Annotated in this window: 13 protein-coding genes; 7 read left to right on the top strand and 6 right to left on the bottom strand. The window is 72.4% G+C overall.

Features of this window, described 5'->3' with window-relative positions; all coding sequences use genetic code 11:
- Positions 1 to 185 precede the first annotated feature (185 nt).
- A complete protein-coding gene (locus KCH48_RS18750; protein ID WP_210575488.1) occupies positions 186 to 881 on the top strand; it encodes a response regulator transcription factor in 696 nt (231 codons plus the stop codon).
- A 7-nt stretch (positions 882 to 888) separates the two neighbouring features.
- On the opposite strand, the gene KCH48_RS18745 is transcribed toward KCH48_RS18750, so the two are convergent.
- On the bottom strand, positions 889 to 2,304 hold the full coding sequence (locus KCH48_RS18745) for a cytochrome P450 (RefSeq protein WP_210575487.1): 1,416 nt from the start codon (positions 2,302 to 2,304) through the stop codon (positions 889 to 891).
- A 216-nt stretch (positions 2,305 to 2,520) separates the two neighbouring features.
- Between KCH48_RS18745 and KCH48_RS18740 the strand changes: the two genes are divergently transcribed.
- From KCH48_RS18740 to katG, 6 genes are all read left to right on the top strand, one after another.
- Positions 2,521 to 3,336 (top strand): SAM-dependent methyltransferase, encoded by an 816-nt coding sequence (locus KCH48_RS18740; RefSeq protein ID WP_210575486.1) that lies wholly within the window; start codon positions 2,521 to 2,523, stop codon positions 3,334 to 3,336.
- Positions 3,337 to 3,467: 131 nt separating this feature from the next.
- A complete protein-coding gene (locus KCH48_RS18735; protein ID WP_210575485.1) occupies positions 3,468 to 4,853 on the top strand; it encodes a glutamine synthetase family protein in 1,386 nt (461 codons plus the stop codon).
- Between the two features lies 1 nt (position 4,854).
- Positions 4,855 to 5,982, top strand: a complete 1,128-nt coding sequence (locus tag KCH48_RS18730; RefSeq protein WP_210575483.1) for an amidohydrolase family protein — start codon at positions 4,855 to 4,857, stop codon at positions 5,980 to 5,982.
- Positions 5,983 to 6,006: 24 nt separating this feature from the next.
- On the top strand, positions 6,007 to 6,534 hold the full coding sequence (locus KCH48_RS18725) for an NUDIX hydrolase family protein (protein WP_210575527.1): 528 nt from the start codon (positions 6,007 to 6,009) through the stop codon (positions 6,532 to 6,534).
- A 108-nt stretch (positions 6,535 to 6,642) separates the two neighbouring features.
- On the top strand, positions 6,643 to 7,080 hold the full coding sequence (locus tag KCH48_RS18720) for a Fur family transcriptional regulator (RefSeq protein ID WP_210575482.1): 438 nt from the start codon (positions 6,643 to 6,645) through the stop codon (positions 7,078 to 7,080).
- A 34-nt stretch (positions 7,081 to 7,114) separates the two neighbouring features.
- The gene (gene katG / locus KCH48_RS18715) at positions 7,115 to 9,331 is read left to right on the top strand and encodes a catalase/peroxidase HPI (RefSeq protein WP_210575481.1); all 2,217 of its coding nucleotides are present in this window, start codon (positions 7,115 to 7,117) and stop codon (positions 9,329 to 9,331) included.
- A gap of 59 nt (positions 9,332 to 9,390) precedes the next feature.
- Here katG and KCH48_RS18710 read toward each other — a convergent pair whose 3' ends face one another.
- The 5 genes from KCH48_RS18710 to KCH48_RS18690 form a co-directional block, all read right to left on the bottom strand.
- Positions 9,391 to 11,223 (bottom strand): ABC transporter ATP-binding protein, encoded by a 1,833-nt coding sequence (locus tag KCH48_RS18710; RefSeq protein WP_210575480.1) that lies wholly within the window; start codon positions 11,221 to 11,223, stop codon positions 9,391 to 9,393.
- Positions 11,224 to 11,370: 147 nt separating this feature from the next.
- Positions 11,371 to 12,531: an FAD-dependent monooxygenase gene (locus tag KCH48_RS18705; protein WP_210575479.1), complete on the bottom strand. Its 1,161-nt coding sequence runs from the start codon at positions 12,529 to 12,531 to the stop codon at positions 11,371 to 11,373.
- Positions 12,532 to 12,635: 104 nt separating this feature from the next.
- Positions 12,636 to 14,753, bottom strand: coding sequence for a bifunctional serine/threonine-protein kinase/ABC transporter substrate-binding protein (locus KCH48_RS18700; protein WP_210575477.1), 2,118 nt, complete (start codon positions 14,751 to 14,753; stop codon positions 12,636 to 12,638).
- Between the two features lie 43 nt (positions 14,754 to 14,796).
- On the bottom strand, positions 14,797 to 16,980 hold the full coding sequence (locus tag KCH48_RS18695; protein WP_210575475.1) for a bifunctional serine/threonine-protein kinase/ABC transporter substrate-binding protein: 2,184 nt from the start codon (positions 16,978 to 16,980) through the stop codon (positions 14,797 to 14,799).
- A complete protein-coding gene (locus KCH48_RS18690; protein WP_246885474.1) occupies positions 16,973 to 17,827 on the bottom strand; it encodes a hypothetical protein in 855 nt (284 codons plus the stop codon). Before KCH48_RS18690 ends, KCH48_RS18695 begins: the two co-directional genes overlap by 8 nt.
- Positions 17,828 to 17,940 lie beyond the last annotated feature (113 nt).

The following is a 17,940-nucleotide window of genomic DNA, read 5'->3' as shown; positions in this document are numbered from 1 at the left end:
CGGTTGCCGTGGGAGGGGCCCGGGGGGCCGCGGCCCGTGTCCCCCCCCACCGCGGGGAGCCGGCCCCTGCTGCGCAGAGTGACGGCCGATCCGGCGCAGACCGCGGACTGACGACATCCATGGCGAGGACGGCCCGGCGTCCGGGGGGGCGGCCCTCCGCCGATTCCCTGAGGCATGATCGAGCCATGACGACCCCCGCCCCGCCCGGCGCTCCCATCCGCGTCCTGATCGCCGACGACCAGGACATGGTCCGCACCGGTTTCCGCTTCTTCCTCGACGCCCAGCCCGACATCACCGTCGTCGCGGAGGCCGCCGACGGCGAGGAGGCGGTCGCGCTGGCCCGTAAGGTGCGGCCGGACGTGTGCCTGCTGGACATCCGGATGCCCAAGCTGGACGGCCTGGAGGCGACCCGGCTGCTGGCCGGGCCCGAGGTGGCCGACCCGATGCGCGTGGTCGTCGTCACCACCTTCGACCTCGACGAGTACGTGTATGGCGCGCTGCGCGGCGGTGCGTGCGGGTTCCTGCTCAAGGACTCGGGGCCGACACTCCTCGCGGAGGCGGTACGCGCCGCCGCGGCCGGCGACTCACTGGTCTCCCCCTCGGTGACCGTACGCCTGCTCAAACACGTCACCGCGACCCCGGAGCCGACCGCCCCGCCCCGCGCCGCGCCGTTGCCGGAACCCCTCACCGACCGCGAGCTCGACGTGGTCCGTCTGGTCGCCCTCGGCCGCACCAACGCCGAGATCGCCGCCGAGCTGTACGTGTCCCTGTCCACGGTCAAGACCCACCTGTCCAGCATCCAGCTCAAGCTGAACGCCCGGAACCGGGTGGAGATCGCCGCCTGGGCCTGGCAGAGCGGACAGGTGCGGTCCGGGGCGTGACCGGCGTTCAGCCGCCCCGGTGGATCAGCCCCGTCAGATACCGCCACAGCGACGACCGCCGACGGATGGCCTGGTCCGGTACGTCCGCCTCGGGCGCCGCGGCTTCCGCAGGCGCCGCCGCCGGCACATAGCGCGCCGGTGCCTGCTCGGCGAGTTCGTAGCGGACGGGCAGCGAGCGCAGCCCGCGCATGAACGGCGAGGAGCGCCACGGCAGTTGATCGACCGGGAGGGCCAGCTCCAGGTGGGCGAAGCGTTCGAAGACCCGGTTCACGCCCGCCGCCGCGATCGTCGAGGCCAGCTCGCGGGCCGGGCACTGGCGCGGGCCCGCTCCCCAGGACAGATGCGCGCGGCTGCTGATGGTGGAGGAGCCCGGTGCCGTCTGGCCGGCGAAGACGGGGTCGGCGTGCGCGGCGGCGGAGGAGACCCACACGGGGTCACCGGCGTGGATGGTGTAGTTCCCGAGCCGGGTGTCCGCGGCCGCGAACCTCGGCACGAAGTTGACCAGCGGCGGCTTGCGCATGACCACCCGGTTCATGGTCTCCCGGACCATCCCGGCGGACAGGACCGCACGCACCCCTCCCTCGCGTTCTCCGGAGATCACCTCGACGACGGTGTTGGAGATGAGGATGCCGACGTGGTCGGAGGTCATGCCGAGCAGCATGAACAGCTCGCGGGCGAGCTCGTCGACCGAGAGGTCCGGGTCGGCGGCCAGCAGCAGGGAGGGGAAGTCGTCGCCCGGTTGCTCCCGCTTGGCGGCGGCCAGTTCGGTGAGCGTCCGCAGCAGCCGCGCGAGGGCGGGTTCGGCGTCCGGGCCCGCGTCCAGCACCCGCCACATGTCCATCAGGGCGTCGTCGCCCTGCGAGCCGGGGAAGCCGAGCAGATGACTCGCCGCCATCAGCGGCAGCGGGCGGGAGAACTGCGCCGACAGGTCGGCCATGCCCGTGCCGCCGCCCTGTCCGAGCAGGGTGATCAGCTCGTCGGCGTAGGTCGTGACGGCCGCCTTCAGCCGCTTGGCCTGCGGCTGGCGCGGGTCCTGGAACGGCCGCAGGGCGCCGTCCCAGGCGCTGCGCAGCCGGCGGTGCCCCGAACCGCCCTGGATCAGCACGTGGTTGACCTCGAGAGAGGGCGCGAGCGGCCAGTCCGCGGGCACCCGGCCCTCCGACCGTGCCCGCCAGTTCTCCAGGCCCTTCGGCCAGCCGGCGTCGTCGTGCAGCACCTGGAGCGACTCGCGGTAGCCCAGCACCAGCCAGGCGGGCACGCCCAGCAGATCGACCGGGGCGACCGGGCCGTGGCGTTCGCGCAGCCGCTCGTAGACGAGCGCGGGCCGGGTCTCGTAGTCCCGTGTCAGCAGGGGTTCCGGGGCCAGGTCTTCCAGCCGCGCACCGCCCCGCGCCGGCTCCTCCTCGACCAGATGGAATTCCATGATGCTGCCGCCCCCTTCGACACCGCCCGTAGCGGTCTGCAGCCTGTGAGTGGTTGCGGATCGCAGGGGACCATACCTCAGGCGTCGCAGGCGTCACAGGGCCGGGGTACTCGCCGGTAGCACAACGCCCACTTCTGCTCGGGCCGTTTCCGGGCCATGCTGATCTTCGGACGGCACAGGGGCGGCGAACGGCCGCGGGCGCGCTAAGGAGCAGAGTTGAGCGAGAGCCACACCCCGCCGGGCGGGTCGCCGAGGCTGAACACCGCTGTGGCGCACAACGCGCGCGTGTGGAACTACTGGATCGGCGGCAAGGACAACTACGAGGTCGACCAGCGGGTCGGCGAGCACGTGGCGACCATGTTCCCGGTGATCCGGGACATCGCCCGCGCGGACCGCGAATTCCTCGGCCGGGCCGTGCGGTTCCTCGCCGGTGAGCGTGGAGTGCGGCAGTTCCTCGACATCGGCACCGGGCTGCCGACGGCCGAGAACACCCATGAGATCGCCCAGCGCATCGCGCCCGAGGCACGGATCGTGTACGTCGACAACGACCCGATCGTGCTCGCCCATGCCCGCACGCTGCTGACCGGCACCCCCGAGGGCGTCACCGACTACGTCGACGCGGACGTGCACGACGCGGACGCGATCCTGGAACGCGCCGCGCGGAGCCTGGACTTCACCCGTCCCGTCGCCGTGATGATGCTCGGCATCCTCAACTTCGTGCTGGACACCGACAAGGCGCGGCACATCGTGGACCGCGTCATGGAGGCCGTGCCCTCCGGCAGCTTCCTGGTCCTGACGCACCCCACCTTCGACGCGGACCTGGGCGGCCAGGGCCAGATCCCGGCGATGAAGTTCTGGAACGAGAACGCCACGCCGCCCATCACGGCCCGCAGCCGCGCGGACATAGCCGCCTTCCTGGAAGGCCTGGAGCTGCTCGACCCGGGCATGGTGCCCTGCTCCCAGTGGCGCGCCGGGCCCGACCTGCCCGCCGTGGTACCGCAGTTCGGGGCAGTGGCTGTGAAACCCTGGTAGCGCCCCGAAGGGGCGCGGGGCTGTATCAATGTGCGGCTCCGCCGCGTGGGCGCGACCAGCCACAACGGACCCGCACGTGACGCACCGGCCTCAGCGGAGCGTTTAGCCGCCGAGTCCGTCGAGGAGGACGTATGACCACCCTTGCCGACCCCGTCCCCGGTGGGCGTCCCGGGGATGTGGAGCGGGCCACCGCGCTGAGTGGGGAGCTGTCGGGGCGGGGGGTGCACGGTGTCGTCCTGGCCTACGTCGACACGGCGGGCATCGGACGGGTGAAGGCGGTCCCCACCGCCAAGCTCCCCTCGGCGGCGGCCTGGGGTGTCGGTATGTCGCCGGTCTTCGACACCTTCCTGGCGAACGACTCCATCGTCTCCACCGACGTCCTCGGCACGCCCGACGGCGACCTGCGTCTCTACCCCGACCTGGACCAACTGGTCGCCCTGGCAGGCCAGCCCGGCTGGGCGTGGGCGCCCGTCGACCGGATCACCCAGGACGGCGAGCGGCATCCCGCCTGCAGCCGCACCTTCCTGCGCCGGATCGTCGCCGACGCGGCCGAGCGGCACGGCATCACCTTCCGGGCGGCGGTCGAGATCGAGTGGGCGGTGGGCCGGGGACCCACGGCGGACGGGGAGTTCGTGCCCGCGGTGTCAGGTCCGGCGTACGGGGCGGTCCGGCAGGTGGAGTTGAGCGACTACACGGCCGATCTGCTGGCGGCGTGCGCGGCGCAGGGCGTGGACGTCGGGCAGCTTCATCCCGAGTACGCGGCGGGGCAGTTCGAGATCTCGGTGGGCGCGCTCGACCCGGTGGCGGCGGCCGACCGCAGTGTGCTGGTGCGGCAGACCGTCCGAGCCGTGGCGCAGCGCCACGGCCTTGTCGTCTCCTTCGCCCCTGCCGTGTTCGCGCAGGGCGTCGGCAACGGCGGCCACATCCACCTCTCCGCCTGGCGCGACGGCGCGAACCTGCACTCCGGCGGCGCGGGCCGGTACGGCATGACGGCCGAGGCGGAGTCCTTCGCGGCCGGGATCCTCGCCCACCTGCCCGCCCTGACGGCCGTCACCGCCCCGAGCCCGGCGAGCCATCTGCGGCTCAAACCCTCCCAGTGGGCCGGGGTGTTCACCACCTGGGGCCACGAGACCCGCGAGGCGGCCGTACGCGTCGTCACCGGTACGGCGGGCCTGCGCGACCAGGCGGCGAACCTGGAGGTCAAGCCGGTCGACCTGGCCGCCAACCCGTATCTCGCCCTCGGCTGCCTGATCGCCGCCGGACTGGACGGAGTGACGTCGTCTGCGCCCCTGCCCGAGGAGATCACCGGCGACCCGGCACGCCTGGGCGAGGCGATGCGCCGGCTGCCCACCTCGCTGGCGGAGTCGGTCGAGGAGTTCCGCAAGGACGAACGGCTGCGCACCGCCCTGGGCCCGGTCCTCGCCGACGCGGTGACCGCCGTACGCCTGGGGGAGATCGCGGCGGTAGCCGGGCTGGACGACGAGCGGATCGCGGCGGCGTACCGCTGGAAGTACTGACATGGGCGCCGTCCAGGACGAGTTGGCCGCGCTGCCGCTGTTCGACCATCACTGCCACGGCGTCACCACGGCCGGTCTCGACCGGGAGGGCTTCGAGTCCCTGCTCACCGAAGGCGGCACCTGGCCGGGCGTCTCGACCTTCGACACCCCCGTCGGCACGGCCGTCCGGCGCCATTGCGCTCCCCTCCTCGACCTGCCCCGGCACGCACCCGCCGGCGCGTACCTGGCCCGGCGCACGGAGCTGGGCGCGCGCGAGGTGAACCGCCGCTTCCTCACGGCCGCGCGGACGGAGGTGTTCTGCGTAGACACCGGCTACACCCCGGACCGGCTGACCACTCCGGCGGAGCTGGCGGGGGCGGCGGACGCGGACGCCTTCGAGGTCGTACGACTGGAATCGGTCGCCGAGGCGGTCGCGGCCGAGGGGGTGGAGCCGGACGAGTACGCGCGCGTGGTCCGAGCGGCGGCGGAGTCGGCGGTACGGCGTCCTGGCGTGGTGGCCGTGAAGTCCGTCGCCGCCTACCGCACCGGCTTCGACCTGAACCCGGCCCGCCCGACGGACGCGGAGGTCACCGAGGCGGCCTGTGAGTGGCTTGCCGCAGGTGGCCGTCTCGCGGATCCCGTTCTCGTACGACATCTGCTGTGGACGGCCGTGGAGCTGGGCCTGCCGCTCCAGCTGCACACGGGCTTCGGTGACGACGACATCCGGCTGCACCGCGCGGACCCCGCCCTCCTGACCGACTGGCTGCACCTGACGAAGGGCACGATCCCTGTGCTCCTGCTGCACTGCTGGCCGTACCAGCGGCAGGCCGCGTATCTGGCCGCGGTGTTCGAGCAGGTGTACCTCGATGTGGGGCTGACCCTGCACCACGTCGGGCCGGTCCGGGCGCGGGCGGTCCTGGAGGAGGCCCTGGAAATCACCCCGTTCCGCAAGCTGCTGTACAGCTCCGACGCCTATGGTCTGGCCGAGTTCTATCTGCTCGGCGCGGTGGCCTTCCGGCAGGGGCTGGCCGGGCTGCTGCAGGACCGGGTGGACGCCGACGAGTTGAGCCTGCCGGACGCGCTGCGTGTCGCCCGCTGGGCCGGGCGGGACAATGCCCGACGGATCTACCGGTTTTCCGCCACCTCCTGAAAGTATGATCAAGCAATGTCTGACATGACCGATACCACGCCCGGTTGGCTCTCCGCCGACGAGCTCGAGGCGGCGCGCGCCCGCATGCCGATCCTGTACGTCGAGGCCGTGCCCGTGCGCGTCGACGACAACGGCGAAGTCAGCAGCATCGGCCTGCTGCTGCGCATCGGACCCGACGGAACGGTCAGCCGGTCGCTGGTCTCCGGCCGTGTCCTGCATCACGAGCGGGTCCGGGACGCCCTGCTGCGCCACCTGGAGAAGGACCTCGGCCCGGTGGCGCTGCCCCGCGTCCCGACGTCCCTCCAGCCCTTCACGGTCGCCGAGTACTTCCCCACCCATGGAGTCACGCCCTACCACGACCCCCGTCAGCACGCGGTATCCCTCGCCTACGTCGTCCCGGTCACCGGCGACTGCCGGCCCCGGCAGGACGCCCTCGACCTCGTCTGGTTCAGCCCTCAGGAGGCCCTGTCACCGGCGGTACAGAGCGACATGCCGGGCGGGCACGGGGTCCTGCTGAAGCAGGCGCTGGCACATGTGGGCTGCGTGAGCTGAGCGTCGCCGCTCCGCTGAGGCACGTCCACCACCGTGCCCCGACACGACATTAAATTAGAACCAGTCGTTTTCTTGAATCGTTCGTGTTCTTGAGGATAGGTTCTCGGCATGACCGCATCCGAGACTCCGACCACGGCCGAGGAGCTGCGCGGTGCCGGCCTGCGGGTGACGGCGGCCCGAGCCGCGCTGCTCGAGACCGTCCGGCACGGCGACCACCTCGGTGTCGAGGCGATCGCCTCCGGGGTCCGTGACCGCGTCGGCCATGTCTCCCTTCAAGCCGTGTACGAGGGCCTGCACGCCCTGACCGGGGCGGGCCTCATCCGGCGTATCGAACCGGCCGGCAGCCCGGCCCGGTACGAGGGACGGGTCGGGGACAACCACCACCACGTCATCTGCCGGTCCTGCGGTGCCGTCGCCGACGTCGACTGTGCGATGGGCGAGGCACCCTGTCTGACCGCGTCGGACGACCACGGCTTCGCGATCGACGAGGCCGAGGTCATCTACTGGGGCCAGTGCCCCGACTGTTCCACCCCACGCAGTTCCTGAGCACCGAAGATCCAGCAGTCCGGAAGGATTCCCCATGGCTGAGAACCCCGATGCAATCGTCACCGACCCCAAGACGGAGGGCACAGGTGGCTGCCCGGTCGCGCACGGGCGGGCCGCACACCCGACTCAGGGCGGCGGCAACCGCCAGTGGTGGCCGGACCGGCTCAATGTGAAGATCCTGGCCAAGAACCCCGCCGTGGCGAACCCCCTCGGCGAGGAGTTCGACTACGCCGAGGCGTTCCAGAACCTCGACCTCGCGGCCGTGAAGCGGGACATCGCCGAGGTGCTCACGACCTCGCAGGACTGGTGGCCGGCGGACTTCGGCAACTACGGCCCGCTGATGATCCGGATGGCCTGGCACAGCGCCGGCACCTACCGCATCAGCGATGGCCGCGGCGGCGCCGGCGCCGGTCAGCAGCGCTTCGCCCCGCTCAACAGCTGGCCCGACAACGGCAACCTGGACAAGGCCCGCCGTCTGCTGTGGCCGGTCAAGAAGAAGTACGGCCAGTCCATCTCCTGGGCCGACCTCATGATCCTCACCGGCAATGTCGCCCTGGAGCAGATGGGCTTCAAGACCTTCGGCTTCGCCGGCGGCCGTGAGGACGTCTGGGAGCCCGAGGAGGACGTGTACTGGGGTCCCGAGACCACCTGGCTCGACGACCAGCGCTACAGCGGTGACCGCGAGCTGGAGAACCCGCTCGGCGCGGTCCAGATGGGCCTGATCTACGTCAACCCGGAGGGCCCGAACGGCAACCCGGACCCGATCGCCGCGGCCCGTGACATCCGCGAGACGTTCCGCCGCATGGCGATGAACGACGAGGAGACGGTCGCCCTGATCGCGGGCGGTCACACCTTCGGCAAGACCCACGGCGCCGGCCCGGCCGACCACGTGGGCAACGACCCCGAGGCCGCCTCCATGGAGGAGCAGGGCCTGGGCTGGAAGAGCACCTACGGCACCGGTAAGGGCGGCGACGCCATCACCTCCGGCCTGGAGGTCACCTGGACCACCAAGCCGACCCAGTGGAGCAACGACTTCTTCAGCATCCTCTTCGGCTACGAGTGGGAGCTGACCCAGTCCCCGGCCGGCGCCAACCAGTGGGTTGCCAAGGACGCCGAGGCGATCATCCCCGACGCGCACGACGCGTCGAAGAAGCGTCTGCCCACGATGCTCACGACGGACCTCTCGCTGCGCTTCGACCCGATCTACGAGCAGATCTCGCGCCGCTTCCACGAGAACCCCGACCAGTTCGCGGACGCCTTCGCCCGCGCCTGGTACAAGCTGACCCACCGCGACATGGGCCCGAAGTCGCTGTACCTCGGCCCGGAGGTCCCGGCGGAGACGCTGCTGTGGCAGGACCCGCTGCCTCAGGCGGAAGGTGAGGTCATCGACGCCGCCGACATCGCGGCGCTCAAGGCCAAGCTCGTCGACTCGGGCCTGTCGGTCTCCGAGCTGGTCTCCACCGCGTGGGCGTCGGCCTCGACGTACCGCGGCAGCGACAAGCGCGGCGGCGCCAACGGCGCGCGGATCCGTCTGGAGCCGCAGCGCACGTGGGAGGCGAACGACCCCGACCAGCTCGCGACGGTGCTGCGCACCCTCGAGTCGATCCAGGGTGAGTTCAACTCCGGCGCCAAGAAGGTGTCCCTGGCCGACCTGATCGTCCTCGGCGGCTGCGCCGGCGTCGAGAAGGCCGCCAAGGACGCGGGCTTCGACATCGAGGTGCCCTTCACCCCGGGCCGTGTCGACGCGACCGAGGAGCACACCGACGCGGAGTCGTTCGCCGCGCTGGAGCCGACCTCGGACGGGTTCCGCAACTACCTCGGCAAGGGCAACCGCCTTCCCGCCGAGTACCTGCTGCTGGACCGGGCGAACCTGCTGACCCTGAGCGCCCCCGAGATGACGGCCCTCGTCGGTGGCCTCCGTGTCCTGGGTGCGAACAGCCAGCAGTCGAAGCACGGCGTCCTCACCGAGACCCCGGGCGTCCTGACGAACGACTTCTTCGTCAACCTGCTCGACCTGGGCACGGCGTGGAAGTCGACCTCCGAGGACCAGACCACGTTCGAGGGCCGCGACGCCGCCACGGGCGAGGTCAAGTGGACCGGCACCCGTGCCGACCTGGTCTTCGGCTCCAACTCGGAGCTGCGTGCGCTCGCCGAGGTCTACGCGAGCGACGACGCGAAGGAGAAGTTCGTCAAGGACTTCGTCGAGGCGTGGGACAAGGTCATGAACCTGGACCGGTTCGACCTCGTCTGAACCTTCTGATCACGATGTCCAGGGCTGCCCGCGTGGCCGCCCTGGACATCGTGCTTTCCTCAGTGGCCGGGCTCCGCTGCCGCGGTGGTGTAGTCGGGGGCGGTGTCGTCGAGGAAGCCGCCCGACTGGTGCTGCCACAGCTTCGCGTACGTCCCGTGCGACGCGAGCAGTTCCTGGTGCGTGCCCTGCTCGACGATCCGTCCGCGGTCGAGGACGACGAGCTGGTCCATGGTGGCGACCGTGCTCAGCCTGTGCGCCACCACCAGCGCCGTCCGCCCCTCCATCAGCCGCCACAGCGCCTCCTGCACGAGGATCTCGCTCTCGGAGTCCAGGGCGCTGGTCGCCTCGTCGAGCAGCAGGATCGGCGCGTCGCGCAGGATCGCCCGGGCGAGAGCGACCCGCTGGCGCTGCCCGCCGGACAGCTTGATCCCGCGCTCGCCCACCAGGGTGTCGAAGCCGCGCGGCAGGGCGTCGGCGAACTCCGTGACGTGCGCCGCCTGAGCCGCGCGCCGGATCTCGGCCTCGGTGGCGTCCGGCCGGGCGAACGCGATGTTGTCCCGCAGGGTGCGGTGGAACATCGCCGGGTCCTGCGGGACGTAGGCGATCAGGCTGCGCAGGTCGGCCTGGCGCAGCCTGCTGATGTCCTGTCCCCCGACCAGGATCCGGCCGGCGTCGATGTCGGTCATCCGCAGCAGCAGCCGGGTGAGTGTGGTCTTGCCGCCGCCGGACCGGCCGACGAGCCCGAGCTTCGTCCCGCTGGGCACGGTCAGGTCGAGGCCCTCGAAGAGCGGCTTCCCTCCCGCGTGGGCGAAGGTCACCCGCTCGAAGCGGACGTCGGCGGCACCGGGCCGCAGCGGCTCGGGAGCCACCGGGTCGAGCACGGTCGGCGGTACCAGCAGCAGTTCGGTGAACTGCGAGGCCTCCGTCATCGAGCTCTCCAGGCGGCGGTAGATCTGGTTGAACTCGAACATGATCCGCGTCGCGTTCGTGTAGTACGTGAAGGCGACGACGACCGCTTCCACGCCGTTCGTGCCCCCGGCGAGGGCGACCGCGAGCAGCAGGCCGAGTGCGTTGGTCAGTACGGACAGCGGCGCCACCAGCGTGTCGATGCGCAGATTGCCGTAGTCCCAGGACCGCAGGGTGAGCCGACGCGACTGGGCGACCCGGGAGCGGTGCTCGGCGGCCTCGTGTTCCTCGGCGGCGAACGCCCGGACCGTGTCCATGTTCATCAGGCTGTCGGCGACATGGCCCGACACCCGGGCGATGGCCTCCTCGCGCTGGTCGACGAGCGCCTGGCGACGGCGGATGAGCGGCAGCACGCACAGGGCCGTCAACGCGATCATCGCCAGCAGGCCGAGGACGAGCAGGGGTTCGTAGCGCCACAGCACGACCGATCCGAACAGCAGCGGCACGAAGCTGGCCACCACCTGGAACGTCAGCGTGTCGATGAAATCCTCGAAGCGCGAGGCGAAGCTGAGGACCCGCTTGGTCAGCGCCCCGGCGAAGTTGTCGTGGAAGAACGCGGCGTCCTTGGCGAACAGCTGGTCCATGCCGATCACATACAGCTGCTCGATGCTGCGGGCGGCAAGGCGGTTCAGACAGTGCAGGCCGATGCGCCAGAACGCCTCCGCGAGCAGCAGGACACCCGCGAAGCCGAGGACGTACGGCAGGGTCCAGCCGAGCGAGACATCGGTGTCGCCGGCGATCCGGCCGACCAGCTTCGCGACGACCAGCGGCGCGAGGTAGTAGATGCCGATGTTGCCCAGCGCCGGCAGCAGCAACGCGGGCAGCGTCAGCCACCGCAGCCGGGACATCTCCCGTCCGTAGTAACGAAGGGCCAGCAGCACCGAGCCCTTGGCCCGGCGTAACTCTCCCGATTCCGGCGATCCCATCTCAACCCCGTGGTGTCGTACGGCAGTCCGCCGTGTGCGCGGTCAGGAAGTGCCGTGGCCTCGATGTCCGTGCGGCCACGGACAGGGCAGAAGCCGTAGTGTCCCGCGAGCGGACGAGTCGAGTCCAAGCGTTTTCCGTGGGGTGGGTCAGACGTCGACGCCCCACGAGGCAGCATGCGGACCGAATCTGTTCTCGGCCGCGTAGGCCACCCAGCGGGCGTTCCGCGCCTCGGCCTCGGGGCCGTCCGGCAGGTGATAGTCCCGGCCCGCCCGCGACGACCCGGCCTGCACGCCCGTAGCGGTCGTGAGCCGCCGCCGCACATACCGGTCGAGCGCCTCGGGGACCCCGGCCGGCGTCGCCCCCGCGAGGACGTCGCCCAGCACGGCCGCGTCCATGATCGCCTGCGCGGCGCCCTGGGCCAGGAACGGCACCATCGCGTGGGCGCTGTCGCCCAGCAGGGTCACCCGGCCGAGGTTCCATCTCTCCAGCGGGGCACGGGTGTAGATGCCGTAGCGGAAGACCTGGCCCGCGCGTTCGAGGACGCTGAGCAGCCGGGGGTCCCACCCGTCGAAGGTGCGCAGCTGTTCGCCCGGCTCCGCCTGCGCGGTCCACGACTCCTGTGCGGGCGTGTGGGTGTCGAACACGCCCACGATGTTGAGCAGTTGGCCGGGACGCACCCAGTAGTGGACGAGGTGCCGGCCCGGTCCGAACCAGCCGGCGTACTCCGGCAGGTCCAGATCGGCGACCTTGTCGGCCGGGAGCAGCGCCCGGTACGCGGCGGTCCCGGAGAAGACCGGCGCGTCCTTGCCGAAGAGCCACTGCCTCGCCGGGGACCGCACCCCGTCGGCGGCCACGACCAGGTCCGCGCCCAGCCGCTCACCGCTTCCGGTCGTCACATACGCGGCGGTGTCGTCCTGATCGATCCCCACGACCACGGTGTCCAGGCGCACGCACTCGGCCGGCACCGCGTCCGCCAGTGCCTGGTGCAGATCGGCCCGGTGGACCTGCAGATAGGGCGCCCCGAACTCCTTCTCGGCCTCCGGCCCGATCGGAAAGCGGCAGATCTCGGTCCCGTCGGACCAGGTCCGGAAACTCACGTAAGGAGGCCGGACCGCCTGTGCGGCGACCGCGTCGAGCAGGCCAAGCCGGCGCAGCACCCGCGTCGCGTTGGGCGCGAGCTGGATACCGGCACCGATCTCGGTGAACCGCGACGTCTGCTCGATGAGGGTGACCTCGCAGCCGGCCCCGCGCAGGCTCAGCGTCGCGGCCAGTCCCCCGATGCCCGCCCCCACGACGATCGCTTTCATCCCCCGACCTCACTTCGCCGGACCCTGCGCCACGTCGGCCCGGGCAGGATAGCGAACGGGACTTCGCTGACGTACGACGCGTTTCGGGCATACTGCGGGCCGGTTCACGACGTCTTGCGGATGCTGTCGGAGCGCGTCACGAAGCGGGCCGCTCCCCCGGTCACCCGGAACAGGAACGCGCCGCCGTCCTCGCTGGACTCGAAGGACTGCGAGACGGGGTCGAAGCTCATGCGGCGGGTGATGCCCTGCCAGGGGCGGCGCAGGAGTTCCGAACGCAGGGCGGACCGGCCTTCGTCGCCGATGGAGGTGAGGCCGTGGGCGGCGAACCGGACGGCGTCGTACGCCTCGGCCGCCCAAGAGCCGGGCGGGCGGGCGAAACGTGCCCGGAACGCCGTGGCGAACGCCTTGGTACGGAGGTCGGCGCTCGCGTCGGTGTACGCCGTGCCGATCCGCCAGCCCTCGCCCGCTGCGAGGAAGGGGGCGCCGAGGACCTGCTCGCCCGCGGTCCGGGCGCCCTCGTGGCCCGCGTCCCGCAGCGCGCGGGCGCAGGCGGCGGCGCGGTCCGGGCGCACGCCGGCGAACAGGACCGCGTCCTGAGGGCGGGCGGCGATGCGGCGGGCGGCGACGCTGAAGTCCTCGTCCGCTGCGACGTCCTCCACCGCCGTCTCGCTGTTGAGCTTGTCGTGGACGGTGGCGATCCTGACCGTGGGCAGACTCTCCGCGTGGGTGGCCAGGTCGTTGACGATCACGGTGCGGGCGGGTCGGACGACCCGGTTCAGATACACCAGCGCCCCGCCCGGCCCGATGGTCCGGGTGGAGCGCAGCACGAGCGTCGAGCTGGTGCTGAGGTTGTTGAGGTCGTCCGTGTCGGCGGTGGTGATCAGCAGGAGCAGCCCGGCCTCCGTGCACGGGTTCATCGCCGCGGGCGCGGTCGCGTTCCCGCCCGTGGCGATCACCACGGACACGGTCTCGTCGGCGGCCAGCCGGGTGGCCGCCGCCGCGGAGCCCGCCGCGGTGCCCCGGTCGTCGGTGGTGCGCAGCACGAGGTCGATGGTGCGCCGGGCGTCCTCGTTGTGCTGTTCCACGGCGAGGCGGGCGCCGCGCACCTGGTTCTGATGGACGGAGTCGTCCGGGTCGCCGAGCATCGTGATCACGTGGCGGGTCCGCCGACCGGCGCCGGTGTTCGCGGACGCGCTGCTTCGGCCCCACCGCCACCACGCGCCCGTCCCGCCCGCCGCGGTGACCCCGAGCGCGGTCCCGGCGACGAGCAGCCGCCGCCGGGTCGGCGACGGCGGGGAATCGGCGGCCTCGACGGTGGCGGGCCCGGAGACCATGGTCGGCTCGGGCACCGGCAGGTCGAGGACGTGCCCGGCGCGGGCGGCGACCAGGGCGGGCAGCCCCTCGGGCAGCCACCCGTCCCGCATGAACTCGCCGAGGACATCCATGAGTTCCCGCGCGCTCGGGCGCCCCTCCGGCTCCTTGGCCAGACAGCGCCGTACGGTCTGATCGAGTCCCTCCGGTACGCCGTCCAGGTCCGGTTCCCGGTGCACGGTCCGGTAGAGCACGGCCGCGGCCCCGCCGACGCCGAACGGGGGCCGCCCGGTGGCCGTGTGGGCGAGGACGCAGCCGAGCGAGAAGACGTCGCTGGCCGGACCCACCGTGTGCCCGCGGGCCTGCTCGGGCGAGAGGTAGCCGGGGGAACCGACGACGGAGCCGTCCGTGGTGAGCGCGGTCGCGCCGACGGCCCGCGCGATGCCGAAGTCGATCAGCCGCGGCCCGTCCACGGCGAGGAGCACGTTCGCGGGCTTGACGTCCCGGTGGACCAGACCGGCCGCGTGCACCCCGTCCAGCGCCTCGGCCAGCGCGGATCCCAGGCTGCGCACCTGCGCCTCGGGCCAGGGTCCGTGCAGCGCAACAGCCTCCGCCAGGGAGGGGCCGGGCACGTAGGCCGTGGCCAGCCACGGCTCGCGCGCCTCGGCGTCCGCCCCGACGACCGGCACGGTCCACCGGGCGGTCAGCCCGGAGGCGAGCTCGGCCTCGCGGCGGAAGCGGGCGCGGAAGCCGGGGTCGTCGGCGTACTCGGCCCGGATCACCTTCAGCGCGCACCAGGCGCCGTGCGGGGAGCGTGCGAGGTAGACGACGCCCATGCCGCCCGCCCCGAGCCGCCCCGCGAGCCGGTGCCCGCCGATCACCGAGGGATCGGACGGCAGAAGCCGCTCCACGTCAGCCGTCTCCGTTCTTCTCCGGTTCCGTCATCCGCCCTCGTCAGCCACGCTGTTGGTCGACGAGCGTGCCCAGCTGCTGGAAGCGCCCGTCGCGGACCTGGTGGACGTAGGTCTCCTCCGTCCATCCGTCCCCGCTGTTGTCGTACTCATGGAACTGGCCGAAGGCGTACGTCCGGGCGATGCCCTTGTACTGGTAGTTCTTCCTCGCCAGCCGCGCCGCCAGATCGGTACGGACCGGCCGCCCGCGGGCCCCGGCCGGGACCGTGTGGGCGAACTCGGCGAGCAGCATCCGCACGCTGTCGTACGCCTCGGTGGCGTACGGCTCCGGGGCGGCGCCGTAACGCTTACGCCATGCCGCGGTGAAGTCCTTGGCCCGCCGGGTCGGCAGCACGGACGGGTCCACGGCCGACGTGACCACGGACCAGCCCTCGCCCGCGGCCCCCGCCAGGCGCGGGAAGTCCGATCCGTACAGCGCGTGCTGCATCCAGCGCGGCCCGGTGAAGCCGGCCGCGGACAGTTCGCGGGCGGTGCGGACGGTGGCTTCGAGGGGGCCCAGATAGATGAAGTCCCTGACACCGGCGGCGAGCAGGTCACGGACCGCCTTCGGGCGGTCGTCCGTCCCCTCGGCGACGACTTTGGGGATCACCTCCGCGCCGAGGGTGCCGGGGTCGCGCCAGTTGGTGATCAGGGGAGTGCCCAGATCCTGCATGGTCGCGCCGCCGGACCGGTCGATCACGACGCCCGCCTTCGCCACCTGGCCGGTCACCAGCGCATGGAACCCGATCCACGTGCCGAGCGCGAGATGGGGGGCGCCGGTCTGGAACGAGGTCTTCTTCGACGTGGCGAAGTAGTCCGGCTGGCCCGTGCTGCTGGACAGATGGGTGAGCCCGGCCGCGCCGTAGACGGCCGCCGCCGAGCGCATCGAGATCTCGGCGACCGGACCCAGCACGGCGACCACGTTCCGGTCGGCGGTGAACGCCTGGGCCACCTGCTGGGCGGAGGCGACGTCGCCCCGGTCGGCGCGGACCCGCACCTCAAGGTCGTACGCCCGCTTCGGCGAGGCGTTGTGCTGGGCCACGGCGAGGCGGGCGGCGCGCTCGCAGGTCCGGCTGATGGCGCGGTCGGCCGCGGCGGAGGTCGTGTGCACGCCGAGGACGTACACGGGACGCCCGCCGCCCGCGGCGGGCTTCTTCCCCTCGTCCCCCGCCGCCCATACGGCCGCGCCGGTCCCGCCGCCCGCCAGCAGCAGCGCGCCGCCGGCGAGGAGCAGCCGGCGCCGGCCGGGCGCGGCCTGCGGGGCCGGAGCGTCCGGCTCGTTCACGACCGTGGGCTCGATGTCGGGCAGGGCGAGGCTCTCGCTGGCCCGCGCCGCGACCATCCGGGCGACGGGGTCGGGGAGCCAGTCGCCCGATCCGTCCGGAGCGTCCTGCGCGAGCAGCCGCCCCATCTCCTCGGCGGTGGGCCGCGCGTCCGGGTCCTTGGCCAGGCAGCGTTCCACCAGGGCCCGCAACTCGCCCTCCACACCGCCGAGTTCGGGGTCGTCGTGGACGGTGCGGTACAGCAGTGCGTCCGGCGCTCCGGTGCCGAAGGGCGGGGTCCCGGAGGAGGCGTACGCGAGCACGCAGCCCAGCGCGAAGACGTCGCTCGCGGAGGTCGCGGGCCGCCCCTCGGCCTGCTCCGGGGCGAGGAATCCGGGCGTTCCGACCACGACGCCGGACGCGGTCAGCGCCGTGTCGCCCGCGGCGCGCGCGATGCCGAAGTCGATCAGGCGTGGCCCGTCCAGCGCGAGGAGCACGTTGCCCGGTTTGACGTCCCGGTGGACGAGACCGGCCGCGTGGACCGCGTCCAGTGCCCCGGCCAGCAGCCCGCCGAGGACACCGATGGCAGGCGCCGGAAGCGGCCCGTGTGCGGCGACCGCCTCGGACAGGGAGGGGCCGGGTACGAAGGCGGTGGCCAGCCATGGCTCACGCGCCTCGGCGTCGGCGTCCAGGACGGGCACCACCCAGGGGTTGTCGACCCGCCGCGCCAGCTCCACCTCGCGCGCGAACCGGGCCCGGAAGTCGTCGTCCCCGGCGCCCTCCCCCCGGATCACCTTGACCGCGGCGAGCGCGCCCGCGTCGGTGCGCCCGAGGTAGACGACGCCCATGCCGCCCGCACCGAGCCGCCGCAGCAGCCGGAACCCGGCGATGCGGGAGGGATCGGAGGACCGCAGCTCTTCACTCATCGCCCGCCCCCTTGGTCTCGGTCGGCGCGCTCGGCGCACCGGAACCGTCCGAACCGCCCGCCTCCCCCTGCCGATGGATCTCGGCGGCGACGAAGCCGAGCCCCTGGATCATGTCGGAGGTGACGGCGGAGTCCTCCGCCTCGGTCCGGCCCGCGCCGTGCCGTGCCGTCGCGGCCACGGTGACCGGCCCGAGCCGGAACTTGTACCAGTCGAAGGGGTACGCCCCGCGCTGCCCGTCGACGACCCACTCGCCTGCCTCCGACAGGTCGTCGTCGGAGATCGCGTTCCGCTCGTCGGCATACGCGTTGGCCTGGGAGTACAGGTCACGCACCCGCTCGGTGGCGTTCAGCCGCTGCTCGGGGCAGCGCAGTGCCGACTCCAGCGAACCTGCCATGTCGCGCCGCGCGGCCACGGCGTTCTCGTGCACGGTGACGGTCAGCGACACGTGCACCGGCCCCTTGGCGCCCTGCTTCGGCAGCTCGAACGCCCGCGTGAGACTGGCCAGCACGGTGTCCGCCAGGGGCTCGCGCCGCCACAGGCAGTCCGTCCCGAGCACGGCCCACTCGGCAGGATCGCTCTCGAAGGGCTGGCGTTTGCGATACCCGGTGCCGAAGTAGTCGGGCCGCACATCGAGGTCGCGGACGTACGCGACCGCCTCGGCCCGTGTCTTCGGCGCCCGTTCCTCCGCGAGCGTGTACGGCTCGCTCACCTCGGTCGGCGAGGGCGAGGCGCTGGGGGCCGACTTCGGCTTCTTCTCCGCCCCGGCCCCGTCGTCCGCTCCGCCGGTGCACCCCGCCAGCAGCAGCGCCCCCGCGGCCGTGACGAGGGCTGGTCTCCACGCGGCCATGTATCACTCCCCCTCCGAGCCCCACCTGTGAAGGAAGTGTGACGCATGGAAACGCACGCACAACTGCCCTTGCGGAAATGCCGAGTTAAGGGCGTGGATGATCAACAGGGGGG

Source organism: Streptomyces sp. GESEQ-4 (genome assembly GCF_017948455.1).
In the GTDB taxonomy this organism is placed as follows: Bacteria; Actinomycetota; Actinomycetes; order Streptomycetales; family Streptomycetaceae; genus Streptomyces.
Note: the sequence above shows the minus strand (reverse complement) of the source record. Positions and strands in the feature narration are given on the sequence as shown.

Bases quoted from the DNA above. Each gene is read 5' to 3' on its own strand.
- KCH48_RS18750 (WP_210575488.1), top strand. From the start codon at position 186: ATGACGACCCCCGCCCCGCCCGGCGCTCCCATCCGCGTCCTGATCGCC.
- KCH48_RS18745 (WP_210575487.1), bottom strand. From the start codon at position 2,304: ATGGAATTCCATCTGGTCGAGGAGGAGCCGGCGCGGGGCGGTGCGCGG.
- KCH48_RS18735 (WP_210575485.1), top strand. From the start codon at position 3,468: ATGACCACCCTTGCCGACCCCGTCCCCGGTGGGCGTCCCGGGGATGTG.
- KCH48_RS18730 (WP_210575483.1), top strand. From the start codon at position 4,855: ATGGGCGCCGTCCAGGACGAGTTGGCCGCGCTGCCGCTGTTCGACCAT.
- KCH48_RS18725 (WP_210575527.1), top strand. From the start codon at position 6,007: ATGACCGATACCACGCCCGGTTGGCTCTCCGCCGACGAGCTCGAGGCG.
- KCH48_RS18720 (WP_210575482.1), top strand. From the start codon at position 6,643: ATGACCGCATCCGAGACTCCGACCACGGCCGAGGAGCTGCGCGGTGCC.
- katG (WP_210575481.1), top strand. From the start codon at position 7,115: ATGGCTGAGAACCCCGATGCAATCGTCACCGACCCCAAGACGGAGGGC.
- KCH48_RS18710 (WP_210575480.1), bottom strand. From the start codon at position 11,223: ATGGGATCGCCGGAATCGGGAGAGTTACGCCGGGCCAAGGGCTCGGTG.
- KCH48_RS18705 (WP_210575479.1), bottom strand. From the start codon at position 12,531: ATGAAAGCGATCGTCGTGGGGGCGGGCATCGGGGGACTGGCCGCGACG.
- KCH48_RS18695 (WP_210575475.1), bottom strand. From the start codon at position 16,980: ATGAGTGAAGAGCTGCGGTCCTCCGATCCCTCCCGCATCGCCGGGTTC.
- KCH48_RS18690 (WP_246885474.1), bottom strand. From the start codon at position 17,827: ATGGCCGCGTGGAGACCAGCCCTCGTCACGGCCGCGGGGGCGCTGCTG.